The sequence below is a fragment of the Vibrio astriarenae genome (genome assembly GCF_010587385.1).
In the GTDB taxonomy this organism is placed as follows: domain Bacteria; phylum Pseudomonadota; class Gammaproteobacteria; order Enterobacterales; family Vibrionaceae; genus Vibrio; species Vibrio astriarenae.
Map to the genome: position 1 here is coordinate 536,933 of NZ_CP047475.1, position 15,598 is coordinate 552,530.

Sequence of the window (15,598 nt, forward strand, 5' to 3'; positions counted from 1 at the left end):
AAGTAGCGAAAATCTGTTGCAAAAATAAACAAAATGATGGGGTTCTAAAACTAAATTTGTAACTTTTATCAAACTAGTTGATGCATTTGTTGGTCAAATAGACTCTGGCTGCATACAATGATGAGTCACACGCCAGTAATGAGAGACTGAGTGCGCAGCGGCATTTTTTGAGATTAAGGAAGAGATAAGTTTGGAATCATTCAGTACAAAAGATATCGAGATCATCGAAAAGAGTACGCTGTACTCGGGTTTTTTCTCTTTGGTCAAGTATCAGTTCAAACACCGACTATTTGAAGGTGGCTGGAGTGACGTCGTGGTGCGTGAGCTTATGGAGCGAGGCCATGCTGCAGCACTGTTACCTTATGATCCGGTTCGAGATGAAGTTGTTTTGATTGAACAGATCCGAGTCGGCGCTCTTGAGCATGAGTCACCTTGGCAGATTGAAATTGTTGCAGGCATTATTGAGCAGGACGAGCAAGCCGATGACGTGGTGGTTCGAGAAGCTCAAGAAGAAGCGGGTATTGCAGTGAACCAAGTCAAAAAGCTCGTGTCTTACTATCCCTCTGCAGGTGGTTGTTCCGAGAAGCTGGACGTGTTCATTGGACAAGTTGACGCAAGTACCGCTGAGGGTGTTCATGGGCTTGCGAGTGAGAGTGAAGACATTCGAGTGCGGGTTGTCTCTCGTTGCGAAGCCTATCAAATGGTCGAGAGTGGAATGATTGAGAACGGGGCAAGCATTATCGCTTTGCAATGGTTGCAGCTCAATCATCAGCAGTTAAAGTTAGCATGGCAGTCGTAGCGATGAATAAGCCGTATCATGTTGATTTAGCTGACTTGATGCGTGTCTATGAGATGAATTACGCTAAATTGAATGCATTGTTGCCTCACCAGCCTCAAGTTGAGGACGTACGCTGCTATCAAGTGCAAGAGATGTCTTATCAACTTCGTGTGGTCGAAGTCACAAAGTACACAACTTTAGTTGAGATTTGTCAGAGTGATGAGGTTCCGGTATTTCCATTGCCTTCAATGTCTGTCAGGCTATATCACGACGCTCGTGTTGCTGAAGTTTCCGCTTGTGAGCAACTATCACGTTTTCATGCCCGCTACGATTATCCGAATCCCAAAATGGCGCAGAAAGATGAGAAGGTTCAAATGAATCGTTTTCTCGGTGATTGGTTGACGTTTTGTTTAAAGCACGGCATCAGTCGTCGTCCATTGTTTTAATTAGAGTTCATTTAGGTTTCTGATTTTGAAAGTGTCTTCCGTTATTAGTGACAGCTTAGAAGTGGTCAAGCTATTGCAAATTACCGATACTCACCTTTTCTCGGATGAGGAAGGGGCGCTGCTCAACGTCAATACTCGTGATAGCTTCCAAGCGGTTGTGGAGATGATCCAGGCCGAGAGCGTCGAGTTTGACGCGATAGTGGCGACAGGCGATATCTCGCAAGATCACAGTGCACACTCCTACCAACGTTTTCTCGATGGTATCGCCCCACTGGTTAAGCCTTGCTTTTGGCTGCCAGGAAACCACGATTTTCAACCTAGCATGGGTGAAGTGCTACCTTCCAATCAAGTGCAAGCTGTTGAGCACACACTATTGGGCAAGCACTGGCAGGTCGTTGTATTGGACTCTCAGGTTGTCGGCAAGCCTCACGGTCGATTGAGCGATCAACAGTTGGACCTTCTGGACTCAAAATTGTCAGAACATAGCGCACGACATACTCTTGTCTTACTGCATCATCATCCAGTGCTAGTGGGAAGCGCTTGGCTTGATCAGCACACACTCAAAGACAGCGATGACTTTTGGAGTGTGGTTGAGAAGCACCAGAATGTGAAAGCGGTGCTGTGCGGTCATGTTCACCAAGACTTTGACCACAAACGCGGTGATGTAAGGGTGATGGCGACGCCGTCCACTTGTGTGCAATTTAAACCTCGCTCGACTGATTTTGCGCTTGATAATCAGGCCCCTGGCTGGCGTGAGTTATCTTTGCATGCGTGTGGCAAGGTAGAGACACGAGTTAAGCGTTTAAATAGTACTAAATTTATGCCAGATTTTGCCTCAGGCGGCTATTAATGGGCTCTAAACCGAGCTTACTGCTCTATATCCACGGTTTTAACAGTAGCCCTCAGTCGTTGAAGGCGAATCTGATGCGCGACTACTGTGCGCAATATCGTTCGGACATCAAAGTCGTTATCCCTCAAATGGCCTGCTTTCCCAAGCAAGCCGCAACACAACTGCTAGAGCTCGTAGAGCATTATAAAGGCGATTACCACATTGCCTTAGTCGGTAGCTCGCTTGGTGGGTATCTCAGTGTTTGGTTGAATTCACTGTATGGATGTAAAGCCGTGGTGGTTAACCCAGCCGTTAGACCCTATGAATTACTGCAAGACTTTCTCGGTGAGCAAGAAAACCCTTATACAGGTGAGCGCTATCTGCTCACAGCGCAGCATATTGATGAACTCAAAGCATTGGATGTATCTGAACTCAGCAACCCTCAAGATTTTTGGTTGTTGCAGCAAACGGAAGACGAAGTTCTCGATTACCGTCAGGCAGTCACGCGTTTTGCTCGTGCTAAACAGACGGTTGAAGAGGGGGGCGATCATAGCTTTATCGGCTTTGAGCGTTACCCGAAAGCGATCATTGAATTTCTTAAACTTTGAGTAACTTCCGTACACTCATTGCGGGAACAATCATATTTTTACCTGATAGTCAGCCAACTCGCTTGACATAATGCGGTTGGGGTCAGACTATGATGCCCCTATACTTTTGCATTGCTAGGTGAATAATCATCACCTGTTTCTCTGCTTTTTGCTGACTTTTGCTTAAAAGCGTCATACAAAGCCTGCAAAGTACCCTTTTACTTATCTACGTTTATTATTCCGTACTATGACAGAACAATATAATGCTGGAGCCATTGAGGTTCTTAATGGTTTAGAACCAGTGCGTCGCCGACCAGGGATGTATACGGATACAGCGCGCCCTAACCACTTGGGCCAAGAAGTTATCGATAACAGTGTCGATGAAGCGCTAGCTGGACATGCCTCTAAGGTGCAAGTCATTCTGCATGCCGACCAATCACTCGAAGTGATCGATGATGGTCGTGGTATGCCTGTCGATATCCACCCAGAAGAGAAGATCTCTGGTGTGGAACTGATTTTTTGTAAGCTGCATGCTGGTGGTAAGTTCTCCAATAAGAACTATCAATTCTCAGGCGGTCTTCACGGTGTCGGTATTTCCGTGGTTAACGCACTTTCAAAGCGCGTCGAGGTGACCGTTCGCCGCGAGGGTCAAGTCTACGAGATGGCCTTCGAGAATGGCAATAAGGTTGAAGAACTGACCGTAACGGGTACGTGTGGTCGCCGCAATAAAGGCACCAGCGTTCATTTTTGGCCTGATGCCAGCTATTTCGATTCAGCGAACTTCTCAGTAACGCGTTTGGTGAATAACCTGCGTGCAAAAGCGGTACTGTGTCCGGGGCTCGAGATCACCTTTAGCGATAAGGTGAATGGTAAAGAGCACCGCTGGCTATACGAAGATGGCTTGAAAGACTACCTTGCTGAAGGCGTTAAAGGCTATCCAGTTCTGCCTGAAAAGCCATTTACGGGTGAATTTTCTGCAGAAACGGAAGCGGCCACATGGGCAGTGATTTGGCAGCCAGAAGGCGGCGAGATGATCACTGAAAGCTATGTGAACCTGATTCCAACAGCTCAAGGTGGTACCCACGTTAACGGTCTACGTCAGGGCTTGTTAGACGCGATGCGTGAATTCTGTGAGTTCCGCAATTTGCTTCCACGTGGCGTGAAACTGACCGGTGATGATGTCTTTGACCGCTGTTCATACGTACTATCGGTTAAGATGCAAGACCCTCAGTTTGCTGGTCAAACTAAAGAGCGCCTGTCTTCTCGTCAAACTGCGGCGTTTGTTTCAGGTGTGGTTAAAGATGCGTTTAGCCTATGGCTTAACGAGAAGCCACAGCTGGCAGAACTACTGGCTGAAGTGTGTATTGCCAATGCTCACCGCCGGATGCGAGCGAGCAAGAAGGTCGTGCGTAAGAAAGTGGCTTCTGGCCCCGCTCTGCCCGGCAAACTTACTGACTGCTCGGTTCAAGATTTAAACCGCACTGAAATCTTCTTTGTCGAGGGTGACTCGGCGGGCGGTTCGGCGAAACAGGCACGCGATCGCGAGTTCCAAGCGGTGATGCCACTACGTGGTAAGATCCTTAATACTTGGGAGGTCTCTGCTGATCAGGTTCTTGCTTCTCAAGAAGTGCATGATATTTCAGTTGCTTTGGGTATTGACCCTGATAGCGATAACCTAGAAGGCTTGCGCTACGGTAAAATCTGTATCCTAGCCGATGCGGACTCGGATGGCCTGCACATCGCGACACTTCTATGTGCTCTGTTTACTCGTCACTTCCGCGCACTGGTGGAAGCGGGTCATATCTACGTGGCAATGCCTCCTTTGTATCGTATTGATTGCGGTAAAGAGGTGTTCTACGCACTCGATGATGATGAGAAAGAGGGCATCTTAGAGCGCCTATCGAAGAAAAAAGCCAAAATCAACGTGCAGCGATTCAAAGGTCTGGGTGAGATGAACCCACTGCAGTTGCGTGAAACGACCATGGATCCAAATACTCGTCGTTTGGTTCAGTTAACCATTGATGATAATGAGCAGACCATGGAAATGATGGATATGTTGCTCGGTAAAAAGCGTGCGGATGACCGCCGTCACTGGCTGCAATCTAACGGCGATATGGCAGAGGTTTAATGAATGTCTACTGAGATTACATACGATGGCGTTGAACAATTGCCGATGCGCAAGTTCACCGAAGACGCTTATCTAAATTACTCAATGTACGTAATTATGGACCGCGCATTGCCCTACATTGGCGATGGTTTGAAGCCGGTCCAGCGACGTATTATTTATGCGATGTCGGAGCTTGGTCTTTCGGCAGCAGCAAAATATAAAAAATCAGCACGTACCGTTGGTGACGTGTTGGGTAAATACCATCCGCACGGTGACTCAGCCTGTTATGAAGCGATGGTGTTAATGGCACAGCCGTTCTCATACCGTTATCCGCTGGTGGATGGTCAAGGTAACTGGGGTGCTCCAGACGATCCGAAATCGTTCGCAGCAATGCGTTATACCGAAGCGAAACTGTCTAAGTTTGCCGAAGTTCTTCTCGGTGAGCTTGGTCAAGGTACCGTTGAGTGGCAACCTAACTTTGATGGCACGATGAAAGAGCCACAAATGTTGCCTGCACGTCTTCCACACATCCTGCTAAATGGTGTGACAGGCATTGCGGTCGGTATGGCAACGGATATTCCGCCGCACAATGTGCGTGAAGTCGCTGAAGCAACGGTTCATTTGATCGATAACCCGAAAGCGGAACTGCAAGATGTGATGCAGTTTGTTAAGGGTCCAGATTACCCAACTGAAGCTGAAATTATCTCGCCTCAGTCTGACCTTGAAAAGATCTATCGTAATGGTCGTGGCAGCATCAAGATGCGTGCGGTATGGCATAAAGAGGGCTCAGAAATTGTCGTGACGGCATTGCCGCACCAAGTGTCTGGTTCTAAGTTGCTCGAGCAGATCGCAAATCAGATGCGTGCTAAGAAGCTACCTATGGTTGATGACTTACGTGATGAGTCAGACCATGAAAACCCGACTCGTATCGTGATTGTGCCTCGTTCCAACCGAGTTGATACTGAACAGCTGATGAACCATCTGTTTGCATCGACAGACCTAGAGCGTAACTACCGCGTTAACCTCAACATGATCGGTTTAGACAACCGCCCACAGGTGAAAGGCCTGGTTCAGATCTTGAGTGAGTGGATTGAGTTCCGTCGTGAAACCGTGCGTCGTCGTTTGCAGTATCGCTTAGATAAAGTACTGGCTCGCCTACACATCTTGGAAGGTTTATTGGTCGCTTACCTCAACTTGGATGAAGTGATTGAAATCATCCGTACAGAGGACGAACCAAAAGCGGTTCTAATGCAGCGCTTTGGTATTACCGATATTCAAGCAGACGCGATTCTTGATACTAAACTTCGCCACCTTGCGAAGTTAGAAGAGATGAAGATTCGCGGTGAGCAAGATGAACTAGAAAAAGAGCGTGAAAAACTAGAACAGTTGCTTGGTTCTGAGCGTCGTATGAATACGCTACTGAAGAAAGAGATCAAAGCGGATGCTGAGAAGTACGGTGATGATCGTCGTTCACCACTGGTAGAGCGCGCAGAAGCAAAAGCACTGACTGAACGCGATCTTGTGCCAAGTGAGCCAATCACGGTTGTCCTTTCTGACAAGGGTTGGATTCGCCACGCTAAAGGTCACGATGTGGATGCAACTGGCCTAAACTATAAATCGGGCGACAAATACCTTGCTCATGCTCGTGGTAAGAGTAATCAACAAGCGGTGTTCTTGGGTAATGATGGTCGTAGCTACTCACTTGAATCGCACTCGCTGCCATCTGCACGCAGCCAAGGTGAGCCAATCACAGGTCGACTCAACGTAGCAGCGGGGACAAACATCACTCAGGTGGTGATGGGTGATGACGAAGCGCTGTGGCTGATTGGTTCAGATGCTGGCTATGGGTTTGTGTGTAAGGGCAGTGATATGCTGTCGAAAAACCGTAGCGGTAAAGCGCTGGTTACCTTGCCACAAAACTCGCAAGTCATGACACCACTGGCGATTAGTGACCTCGATACAGATGAGATCTTAGCGATCACCAACCAAGGTCGCATGTTGATGTTCCCAATCAAGGACTTACCACAGTTAGGTAAGGGTAAAGGTAATAAGATCATCAATATCCCTGCGGCGAAGGCAAAAGAGCGTGAAGAGTTTGTCTCTCACTTGATGCCGGTGCCTCAAGGCGCAACGTTAACCTTGTATGCAGGTAAACGTAAGCTTGGTTTGAAGCCTGCGGATCTGGATAACTTCCGAGGTGAGCGAGGTCGTCGCGGTGGTCTTCTGCCAAGAGGATTGCAGCGTGTGACGCGCATTGAGGTCGAGTCCGCTGCTCACAGCAATGAAGACGTTGAAGAGTCCTAAAACAAGATTTTAGCTGACTAAAAAAATGCCCTGAACATGAGTTCAGGGCATTTTTTATTCAGAGGATTGAGCCGCCTATTGCGGTATAAAGTCTCGTGAATCTTCTCCAACAGTGACCTGTAACTCCAGCTCTTTACCATCACGTAATACGACGATATTAATACGGGTGCCAGGACGTAAGTCGGTGACTTGATCCATCACACTCTGTTTACCGCTGACCTTTTGGCCATCAATCGTTAAGATAATGTCTTGAGTTTCGAAGCCGGCTTCGGCAGCAGGACCGTTCGGATCAATACCCAATACAACGATGCCACCGCGATGATTATCACCAAGAAGCCTTGCGGTGACGGAGTTGATATCCTGCCCATCGACGCCGATGTAGCCACGGATCACTCGGCCGTCAGCAATGATTTTTTCCATGATTCGCTTCGCCAGAATATAAGGAATGGCAAAGGAAATACCATAGGTCTCAAGCTCCGTCGCTTGCTGGAAAGAGGCGGTATTGATACCGACTAATTCACCACGCGTGTTGACCAGTGCGCCGCCAGAATTACCCTCGTTTATGGCCGCGTCGGTTTGAATAAAGGACTGTCGACCATCAGCGCTGATGGATGAGCGACCTGTCGCGGAGATGATACCTAATGTGGTGGTTTGACCCAGGTTATATGGATTACCAATAGCTAACACAATATCGCCCACTTGCGCCTTGTATTCTTCATTTTGTGGAATAACCGGGAGGTTCTCTCCCTCAACGCGTAAAACCGCAATGTCAGTTCGGCGGTCAACACCAACAACTTGCGCAGCAGCCACTCGACCATCTTGCAGAGCAACAATAATTTGGTCAGCAAGTGCCACTACATGGTAGTTGGTTATGATGTAGCCTTTGCTATCGACGATGACACCAGACCCCAGCCCTTGCGTGGATAGCTGAGTTCTTGAGCTTTCCGTGTATTTACGGCTGTATATGTTTACGACGGCAGGAGCCGCTTCTCGAACGGCTTCTTTGAACGAAACTTGTAGTTGTTGAATGCTATCTGGCTGTGGTGCAGCGTAATCTGGCAGCACTTGTTGACGCAGGGAAGGCATAGCGAGCAGTAAGAGTGCAGCCGTAGCGAGACCAAGCCCAACAGAGCGCAAGAGAAAGTTAACAATATGCACCAGTTGTGTGCCTCATCCATTAACAAGGGAAAGATTTGCTAAGGATAGCATTGTGGTTAAAGACAAACCACATTATCAATCTGTTTTTGCTGTAAAAAAGGCACGCGAGGTGCGTGCCCTTTGGTCAAAACATGCGGCTTATTTAAGCACGATTTAACGAATCACTAGATAGAGTGTTCTCTCTCCACGCTGGACATTCAGCGCTAGTACACCATCCGTTTTCTCAGCGATGCTTCTTAGCTCAGCTAAGTTCTTCACTCTGTGGCGGTTGACGCCAATAATGATATCGCCTTGTTGTAATTGATAGGACTCCGCCGGTGAGCCTTTGAGTACGCTTGAAACTTTCACGCCAGAAATTGCATCTTGATCGGTGGTGTTTGTCAGCTCGGCACCCGTCAACCCTGGGTGTAGTTTGTCTGCTGATGTTTTCATGTTGCTCTGTTCGCCCAGAGTGACATCAAATTTCATCGACTTGCCATCGCGGACCACGCCAAGTTCAATCTCTTTACCCGCTCCAAGTGTCGCGACTTTCGCGCGCAGCTCGCTAAAGGTGTTAATCTTACGGCCATTGATTGACACAATGATATCACCCGCCTCTAACCCTGCTTTATCGGCTGCACTATCAGGAACAACTTGGCTAACAAAAGCGCCTTTGCTTGACTCATAACCTAATGCTTCAGCCAGTTCAGATGTCACTTCACCACCCTGAACGCCGAGCATGCCACGTTTTACTTCGCCAAACTCGAGGATTTGGTCCGTGAGGTTCTTCATCATATTCGATGGAATAGCAAAACCAATACCGATGTTCCCACCGTTTGGACCGAGGATTGCTGTGTTGATACCAATCAACTCGCCATTGAGGTTAACGAGTGCGCCCCCTGAGTTACCACTGTTAATGGCGGCATCAGTTTGGATAAAGTTTTCAAAGTTCTCAAGATTCAGGCCACTTCGACCAAGGGCTGAGACAATGCCTGATGTGACGGTTTGTCCAAGTCCAAACGGGTTACCGATCGCCACAGTAAAGTCTCCGACTCTTAAACTGTCTGAATCGGCAACGGAAATTTGGGTGAGATTTTTAGGCTTATCAACTTTCAGTAGCGCAACATCGGACATCTCGTCGCCACCGATCAGTTCAGCGTCATACTCGCGCCCATCATGCAGTTTGATGCGGATCTTGTCCGCACCATTAATCACATGATAGTTGGTCACAATGTGCCCTTTCTTGGCATCAATGATGACGCCAGAACCTAACCCACGGAAAGGGCGCTCTTGAATTTGTTCGGTGGGGAATTCTGGACCAAAAAAGAACTGAAATGGTTCGGGAATTTGCTGGCGTGCGGTTTGTGTTCCTTCAACGGCAATACTGACAACCGCAGGTGTGACTTTTTCAAGCATAGGTGCAAGGCTAGGTAGTTGCTCACCCTGAACTGAGAGAGGTAATGCTGCTTGAGCAGACACGGGGGAAAGAGCCATCCCCAGACTAAGAGAAAGTGCGGTTAGAGCTAGCAAAGGTTTTTTCATCTAATAACTCCTATCAATGTACCCAAGAATCCAATCTAAATTTGGCCAAGGCTTGAACCTAAAGCAAGAATTCTTTGATGCTATGGAGACTTCGACTCGAAAACCTTAGCTAAGTTCCTAATTTTATGTCAGAAGAATGTTAAGAAGCTTTTGCAGTGACCACTTCTGGTGAGTGGATAATTTCTTTCTCTTCTTCTTTTAACAGACCAGTGGCCCCGTTCGCGTAGTCTTTAGGGGCTTGTTCGCTGTTAGACATCGGTTGCTCTTCTTTAATGTCGTCACGAGAGATCGAGCTTTTTTCTGTCGTTTCAGGTTTAGAGGCGAGCTTTGTAAATGGATTATCTTGCTCTGGCAGTTGTGGCAGCAGTTCACGAGATGTCTCTGCCATATGCTGATAAAGCTTAGTGTAATCTTTGCCAATGGTATCGAGTAGAATTGCGGTTTGAGCAAAGTGATCAGACAGTTCTTGGCGTTGCTGCTCTAATGTAAATTGGGCAGACTCTAAATCTTTTTGTAAGTGTTTTTGTTTTTTTGCGTCGGGAGCGGTAAAACGAGCTACGAAGTAACCAATAAGCGCACCAATCAGTAAGCCAACAATAGCGTAAATCCAAGGCATATAGTTTCCTCTTTTAGTTATTTAACCTTTATGTAACCAGTCAATTACAATGGGGTTCGCTCCCATGTTACTATGAGTCGTACAGACGATAAAGAAAAATAGCCACGTCGAGGAAGGGAATGAAAAGCGAGATTTTGTCACCCGTTCAGCGCTACCAGCACGATATTGAACATAACGGTTTTGAGGAAGATCCGGCTCAGTTAGCCGCCGTCAACGCGCTGACTTTGCTCTTTGATGAGTTCAAACAGTACCTCAATTTTAAGCCAGAGCCTCTATCAATGATGCAAAAGCTATTGGGAAAGAAAGAGCAAATTGCGACTCCTCCACAAGGTTTGTACATGTGGGGCGGGGTAGGACGTGGAAAAACTTACCTAATGGACACTTTTTTTCATGCTTTGCCAGCAGAAGAGAAAATGCGTGTCCATTTTCATCGTTTCATGTACCAAGTTCACGATGAGTTGGGTGAGCTTAAGGATACAGCTAATCCACTGGATGTGATTGCACAAAGGCTTGCGGAAAGAGTGAAGATTATCTGCTTTGATGAATTCTATGTCTCTGATATTACCGATGCCATGATCTTGTCCACTCTATTCAATGCGCTGTTTAGTCATGGTGTTGTCCTCGTCGCGACATCAAACATTCCTCCACAAGAGCTTTACCGCAACGGCCTTCAGCGTGCACGATTTTTACCGACTATTGCTTTAATAGAGCAGCATTGCCATGTTTTGAATGTCGACAGTGGGGTTGATTTTCGTTTGCGAACCCTCGAACAAGCGGAGATCTATCACTTCCCGCTAGACAAACAAGCCACAGACAACTTGAATCAGTATTTTCGTGATTTAACACCGAACTGCACGCCATGTCAGGTGATTAAAGAGGTAGAGGTGAATCATAGGCTTCTACAAGTCGAAGGAAGCTGTGAAGGGGTGCTCCACGCGAGTTTTGCCCAGTTGTGTGAATCAGCTCGAAGCCAAAATGATTTCATCGAGTTATCACGCTACTACCACACGGTGCTGCTCAGTGACGTAAAACAGATGGGGCAAACGAATGATGATGCCGCACGCCGATTCATTGCCCTAGTCGATGAGTTTTATGAGCGAAATGTGACACTCATTATTTCTGCTGAGGTCGCTATCGACGATTTGTATGTTGAGGGGCAACTCAGTTTTGAGTTTAAGCGTTGTAAATCGAGGCTCGTTGAGATGCAGAGCCATGACTATCTTACTCGAGAGCATCTGGCCTAATTGAAATATTGATAACGGGCGAGGGGAATCGGCAAGGCTAAGAAAAATTTAAATTAATGCTGAAAAAGAGGTGATTTTTTCGTCTGACTTCTCTATAATCCTGCGACCCACCGTTACTGCAGACCTGTTTTGCGGACTCTGTCCAATGAACTTAAAGGTCGAGAGTGCCATCCACTCGAAGGGGTGATGACTGGGCTCTTAGTCAGTGGGAGCAAATGCTCCTTTAAGTGTAAATCAAAATTATCGGGTTATTATTAGCATGAAAACTTTCGTTGCTAAACCAGAAACTGTAAAACGCGACTGGTATGTTGTAGACGCTGAAGGTAAAACTCTTGGCCGTCTAGCAAGTGAAATTGCATCTCGCCTACGTGGCAAACATAAAGCTGAGTACACTCCACACGTTGACACTGGTGACTACATCATCGTTATCAACGCAGAGAAAGTTACTGTAACTGGTAACAAAGCTGCAGCTAAGACTTACTACCGTCACACTGAATTCCCAGGTGGCCTTAAGTCAATCACTTTTGACAAGCTAATCGACCGTAAGCCAGAAATGGCTATCGAACTAGCAGTTAAAGGTATGCTTCCACGTGGTCCTCTAGGCCGTGCTATGTACCGTAAGCTTAAAGTTTACGCTGGCACTGAGCACAACCACGCTGCTCAGCAACCAAAAGTACTAGACATCTAATCGGGGATTTAGGAAATGGCAGAGAATAAATACTACGGCACTGGCCGTCGCAAAAGCTCAGCTGCACGTGTGTTCATCACACCTGGTAGCGGTAACATCGTAATCAACAAGCGTAGCCTTGACGAGTACTTCGGTCGTCCAACTTCTCGCATGGTTGTTAAGCAACCTCTTGAGCTAGTTGAAATGACTGAGAAACTTGACCTATACATCACTGTTAAAGGTGGTGGTATCTCTGGTCAAGCTGGTGCTATCCGTCACGGTATCACTCGTGCTCTTATGGAGTACGATGAGTCTCTACGTCCAACTCTACGTGCTGCGGGTTACGTTACTCGTGATGCTCGTTGCGTTGAGCGTAAGAAAGTTGGTCTACGTAAAGCACGTCGTCGTCCACAGTTCTCAAAGCGTTAATTTTACGATTATCGTTTTGTTTGTTCGAAAGAGCAAAGTTGCAAAAGCCTGGTTTTTACCAGGCTTTTTTATTGCCTGTAAAAACCCTTCCACTCGCTCAAGCATTATTCCTAATAAAATTTACCTTTTGTTCTAAAACCCTGACGTATGTTACAAAAAAGTAGCTTTATCTTGTCAAAAAGTAGGGTTTTCATTATCATTTCTCATCAAATAAATACAATCAAAACTGGAATTGTTAGCCGTGCTCTGTAAAGGGAATTTAACAAGCCTGAAGGGAGTCAATGGGAGAATGTTTGGATGAGCAATGCGCCATTAAATAACGGACGCAGACGTTTTTTAACTGCCACAACCGCGGTTGTCGGTGGTTTAGGAGCTGCTGCTGTTGCCGTACCTTTTATTAAGTCATGGAATCCGAGTGCCAAAGCCAAAGCGGCAGGTGCACCGGTTGAAGTGGATATCGGCAAACTTGAGGAAGGACAAATGGTTCGCGTCGAATGGCGTGGTAAACCTGTCTGGATCGTGCGCCGAGCTCAAGCTGTGGTAGATGGTCTTTCCGACCTAGATAATCAGCTGCGTGACCCTAGTTCTGCAGAAGAGCAACAACCTTCTTACGCTGCTAACCCTTATCGTTCAATTAAACCTGAATATTTTGTGGCCGTAGGTATATGTACTCACTTAGGGTGTTCTCCTACCTACTTGCCTGACACCTTTAGTGAACAAGTTCAGGGTGTTAAGTCTGGTTTTTTCTGTCCATGTCATGGTTCAAAGTTTGATATGGCTGGCCGCGTTTTCCAGGGTGTACCAGCTCCTTTAAACCTTGTTGTTCCGCCACATATGTATATCAGCGACACCAAAGTGATCGTCGGTGTCGATGAAGGAGGGGAAGCCTAATGCAAGCTTTATTAGATTGGGTTGAAAAACGTTTACCCGCGATGAATGCGTACAAGAAGCACTTGTCCGAGTATCCAATGCCAAAGAACTTCAACTTCTGGTATCTGTTTGGTTCACTGGCCATGCTCGTGTTGGTTAACCAGATCCTAACGGGTATCTGGCTGACGATGAACTACGTACCATCGGGCGAAGGCGCTTTTGCTTCTATCGAGTATATTATGCGTGATGTTGAGTACGGCTGGTTACTTCGTTATATGCACTCGACTGGCGCTTCTGCCTTCTTTGTTGTGGTCTACCTGCATATGTTCCGTGGTTTGATCTACGGCTCTTACCAAAAGCCACGTGAGCTTCTGTGGCTATTTGGGATGTTGATCTTCCTAGTGCTAATGGCCGAAGCCTTCATGGGATACCTATTACCTTGGGGTCAGATGTCTTACTGGGGAGCACAGGTGATCATCTCCTTGTTTGGAGCGATCCCTGTAATCGGTGATGATCTCACTCTATGGATTCGTGGTGATTACGTTATCTCTGGTGCCACACTGAACCGATTCTTCGCACTACACGTGATAGCATTGCCTATTGTTCTGCTGCTGCTGGTTGTTTTGCACGTTCTAGCATTGCATGAAGTGGGCTCAAACAACCCAGATGGTATTGAAACCAAATTGCCAAAAGGCTCGATGGGTAAGGGGTATGAGCCACAGTTCAAATTCCATGAGTCTTACACGAAAAAGTACGACATCATAGACTCGATTCCATTCCATCCTTACGGCACAGTTAAGGACTTGATTGGTGTCGCGGGTTTCTTGTTCTTCTTCTGTTATGTGCTGTTCTTTAACCCTGAAATGGGCGGTTTCTTCCTTGAGCCACCAAACTTTGAAGCAGCTAACCCGTTGAAAACACCAGAACATATTGCTCCAGTTTGGTACTTTACCCCGTTCTACGCGATTCTTCGTGCGGTTCCTGACAAGCTCATTGGTGTTGTCGCGATGGGGGCATCTATTGTTGTGCTATTCCTATTACCTTGGCTCGATCGCTGTAAAGTTCGTTCATATCGTTACCGTAGCAAACTGCACCTTATCAATATTGTTCAGTTTACTATCTGCTTCATTGCTCTAGGTATTCTAGGTGCGTTACCGGCGACTCCGCTGTATACCATCCTTGCTCGTATCTTTAGCTTGGGTTACTTCATGTTCTTTGTATTACTGTTCTTCTACAGTAAAAACGAGGCAACGAAACCACTGCCAGAAAGGGTAACATTCAAATGAAAAAATGGATTTTAGTTTTATTTGCAATGCTGCCGTCAATGGCAATGGCAGCAGCGGTAAGTGTCCCGCTAGACAAAGCCAACAATGACATGTCAGATCAGGCATCACTGCAAAATGGTGCCAAGTTGTTCATGAACTACTGTTTCGGTTGTCACGCGGCGCAATATCAACGTTACGAGCGAGTAGCTGATGACTTGGGTATTCCGCATGATCTAATGAAAGAGAATCTGATCTTTGATCCAGAAGCCAAGATCGGTGACCTTATGGTGAATGCGATTCCGCAGACATCGGCAGCAGCTTGGTTTGGTGCACCACCACCCGATCTTACACTTGTTGCGCGAGTGCGAGGTACGGACTGGTTATACACTTATCTACGTGCTTTTTATAAAGATGATTCTCGTCCATTTGGTGTGAACAACTATGTATTCCCAAGCGTAGGTATGCCACATGTATTGGAAGAACTGCAAGGTATTCCAGAGCCAGTTTATCAGACCAAAGTGGTTGATGGTGAAGAGAAGCAAGTGGTCGTTGGCGTGAAATCTGACGGCACTGGTGAGCTAAACCAAGAAGAGTATGATGATGCTGTTCGTGACTTGGTTAACTTCCTTGAATACTCTGGTGATCCAGTCAAACTTGAGCGTCATACTCTTGGCTGGTGGGTGATGGGATTCCTGGTCATCTTTACTATCATTGTCGTGTTACTGAAGAAAGAGTATTGGCGTGATGTGCACTAATTGTGCTATCATATCGTGCTAT

The 15,598-nt window shown here is 46.8% G+C and carries 15 protein-coding genes; 12 read left to right on the forward strand and 3 right to left on the reverse strand.

Translation table 11 applies throughout. The annotated features are described in order from the left end of the window. Window positions 1-190 precede the first annotated feature (190 nt). The 6 genes from nudF (at window position 191) to parC (ending at window position 7,051) form a co-directional block, all read left to right on the forward strand. A complete protein-coding gene (nudF, locus tag GT360_RS02690; RefSeq protein ID WP_239502573.1) occupies window positions 191-799 on the forward strand; it encodes an ADP-ribose diphosphatase in 609 nt (202 codons plus the stop codon). Continuing rightward, window positions 787-1,224, forward strand: a complete 438-nt coding sequence (locus GT360_RS02695; protein WP_164647390.1) for a DUF1249 family protein — start codon at window positions 787-789, stop codon at window positions 1,222-1,224. The genes nudF and GT360_RS02695 overlap by 13 nt, the downstream gene beginning before the upstream one ends. A gap of 25 nt (window positions 1,225-1,249) precedes the next feature. After that, complete coding sequence (gene cpdA / locus GT360_RS02700; protein ID WP_164647391.1) at window positions 1,250-2,074, forward strand: 3',5'-cyclic-AMP phosphodiesterase; 825 nt, start codon at window positions 1,250-1,252, stop codon at window positions 2,072-2,074. Further along, on the forward strand, window positions 2,074-2,661 hold the full coding sequence (gene yqiA, locus GT360_RS02705) for an esterase YqiA (protein ID WP_164647392.1): 588 nt from the start codon (window positions 2,074-2,076) through the stop codon (window positions 2,659-2,661). The genes cpdA and yqiA overlap by 1 nt, the downstream gene beginning before the upstream one ends. A gap of 226 nt (window positions 2,662-2,887) precedes the next feature. Beyond that, window positions 2,888-4,768, forward strand: a complete 1,881-nt coding sequence (gene parE / locus GT360_RS02710) for a DNA topoisomerase IV subunit B (RefSeq protein ID WP_164647393.1) — start codon at window positions 2,888-2,890, stop codon at window positions 4,766-4,768. A gap of 3 nt (window positions 4,769-4,771) precedes the next feature. Continuing rightward, window positions 4,772-7,051 carry a DNA topoisomerase IV subunit A gene (parC, locus tag GT360_RS02715; protein WP_164647394.1) on the forward strand — a complete coding sequence of 760 codons (2,280 nt, stop codon included), beginning with the start codon at window positions 4,772-4,774 and terminating at the stop codon, window positions 7,049-7,051. 75 nt (window positions 7,052-7,126) lie between these two features. On the opposite strand, the gene degS is transcribed toward parC, so the two are convergent. The 3 genes from degS to zapG form a co-directional block, all read right to left on the reverse strand. Then, window positions 7,127-8,203, reverse strand: a complete 1,077-nt coding sequence (gene degS / locus GT360_RS02720; protein ID WP_164649550.1) for an outer membrane-stress sensor serine endopeptidase DegS — start codon at window positions 8,201-8,203, stop codon at window positions 7,127-7,129. A gap of 159 nt (window positions 8,204-8,362) precedes the next feature. Next, complete coding sequence (locus GT360_RS02725) at window positions 8,363-9,730, reverse strand: DegQ family serine endoprotease (RefSeq protein WP_164647395.1); 1,368 nt, start codon at window positions 9,728-9,730, stop codon at window positions 8,363-8,365. Window positions 9,731-9,869: 139 nt separating this feature from the next. Continuing rightward, window positions 9,870-10,346: a Z-ring associated protein ZapG gene (gene zapG / locus GT360_RS02730; protein ID WP_164647396.1), complete on the reverse strand. Its 477-nt coding sequence runs from the start codon at window positions 10,344-10,346 to the stop codon at window positions 9,870-9,872. A 134-nt stretch (window positions 10,347-10,480) separates the two neighbouring features. On the opposite strand from zapG, the gene zapE reads away from it, so the two are divergent. The 6 genes from zapE (at window position 10,481) to GT360_RS02760 (ending at window position 15,576) form a co-directional block, all read left to right on the forward strand. Beyond that, window positions 10,481-11,590: a cell division protein ZapE gene (zapE, locus tag GT360_RS02735; RefSeq protein WP_164649551.1), complete on the forward strand. Its 1,110-nt coding sequence runs from the start codon at window positions 10,481-10,483 to the stop codon at window positions 11,588-11,590. Between the two features lie 259 nt (window positions 11,591-11,849). After that, window positions 11,850-12,278: a 50S ribosomal protein L13 gene (gene rplM / locus GT360_RS02740; RefSeq protein ID WP_164647397.1), complete on the forward strand. Its 429-nt coding sequence runs from the start codon at window positions 11,850-11,852 to the stop codon at window positions 12,276-12,278. A gap of 15 nt (window positions 12,279-12,293) precedes the next feature. After that, window positions 12,294-12,686 carry a 30S ribosomal protein S9 gene (gene rpsI / locus GT360_RS02745; protein WP_164647398.1) on the forward strand — a complete coding sequence of 131 codons (393 nt, stop codon included), beginning with the start codon at window positions 12,294-12,296 and terminating at the stop codon, window positions 12,684-12,686. Between the two features lie 297 nt (window positions 12,687-12,983). Next, on the forward strand, window positions 12,984-13,577 hold the full coding sequence (gene petA / locus GT360_RS02750) for a ubiquinol-cytochrome c reductase iron-sulfur subunit (protein ID WP_164647399.1): 594 nt from the start codon (window positions 12,984-12,986) through the stop codon (window positions 13,575-13,577). After that, window positions 13,577-14,842: a cytochrome b gene (locus GT360_RS02755; protein ID WP_164647400.1), complete on the forward strand. Its 1,266-nt coding sequence runs from the start codon at window positions 13,577-13,579 to the stop codon at window positions 14,840-14,842. Before petA ends, GT360_RS02755 begins: the two co-directional genes overlap by 1 nt. Continuing rightward, window positions 14,839-15,576, forward strand: a complete 738-nt coding sequence (locus GT360_RS02760) for a cytochrome c1 (RefSeq protein ID WP_164647401.1) — start codon at window positions 14,839-14,841, stop codon at window positions 15,574-15,576. The genes GT360_RS02755 and GT360_RS02760 overlap by 4 nt, the downstream gene beginning before the upstream one ends. The last annotated feature ends 22 nt before the right edge of the window (window positions 15,577-15,598 follow it).

Coding starts and splice junctions, on each gene's coding strand:
- GT360_RS02695 (WP_164647390.1), top strand. CDS start 787: ATGGCAGTCGTAGCGATGAATAAGCCGTATCATGTTGATTTAGCTGAC.
- yqiA (WP_164647392.1), top strand. CDS start 2,074: ATGGGCTCTAAACCGAGCTTACTGCTCTATATCCACGGTTTTAACAGT.
- parE (WP_164647393.1), top strand. CDS start 2,888: ATGACAGAACAATATAATGCTGGAGCCATTGAGGTTCTTAATGGTTTA.
- parC (WP_164647394.1), top strand. CDS start 4,772: ATGTCTACTGAGATTACATACGATGGCGTTGAACAATTGCCGATGCGC.
- GT360_RS02725 (WP_164647395.1), bottom strand. CDS start 9,730: ATGAAAAAACCTTTGCTAGCTCTAACCGCACTTTCTCTTAGTCTGGGG.
- zapG (WP_164647396.1), bottom strand. CDS start 10,346: ATGCCTTGGATTTACGCTATTGTTGGCTTACTGATTGGTGCGCTTATT.
- rplM (WP_164647397.1), top strand. CDS start 11,850: ATGAAAACTTTCGTTGCTAAACCAGAAACTGTAAAACGCGACTGGTAT.
- rpsI (WP_164647398.1), top strand. CDS start 12,294: ATGGCAGAGAATAAATACTACGGCACTGGCCGTCGCAAAAGCTCAGCT.
- petA (WP_164647399.1), top strand. CDS start 12,984: ATGAGCAATGCGCCATTAAATAACGGACGCAGACGTTTTTTAACTGCC.
- GT360_RS02755 (WP_164647400.1), top strand. CDS start 13,577: ATGCAAGCTTTATTAGATTGGGTTGAAAAACGTTTACCCGCGATGAAT.
- GT360_RS02760 (WP_164647401.1), top strand. CDS start 14,839: ATGAAAAAATGGATTTTAGTTTTATTTGCAATGCTGCCGTCAATGGCA.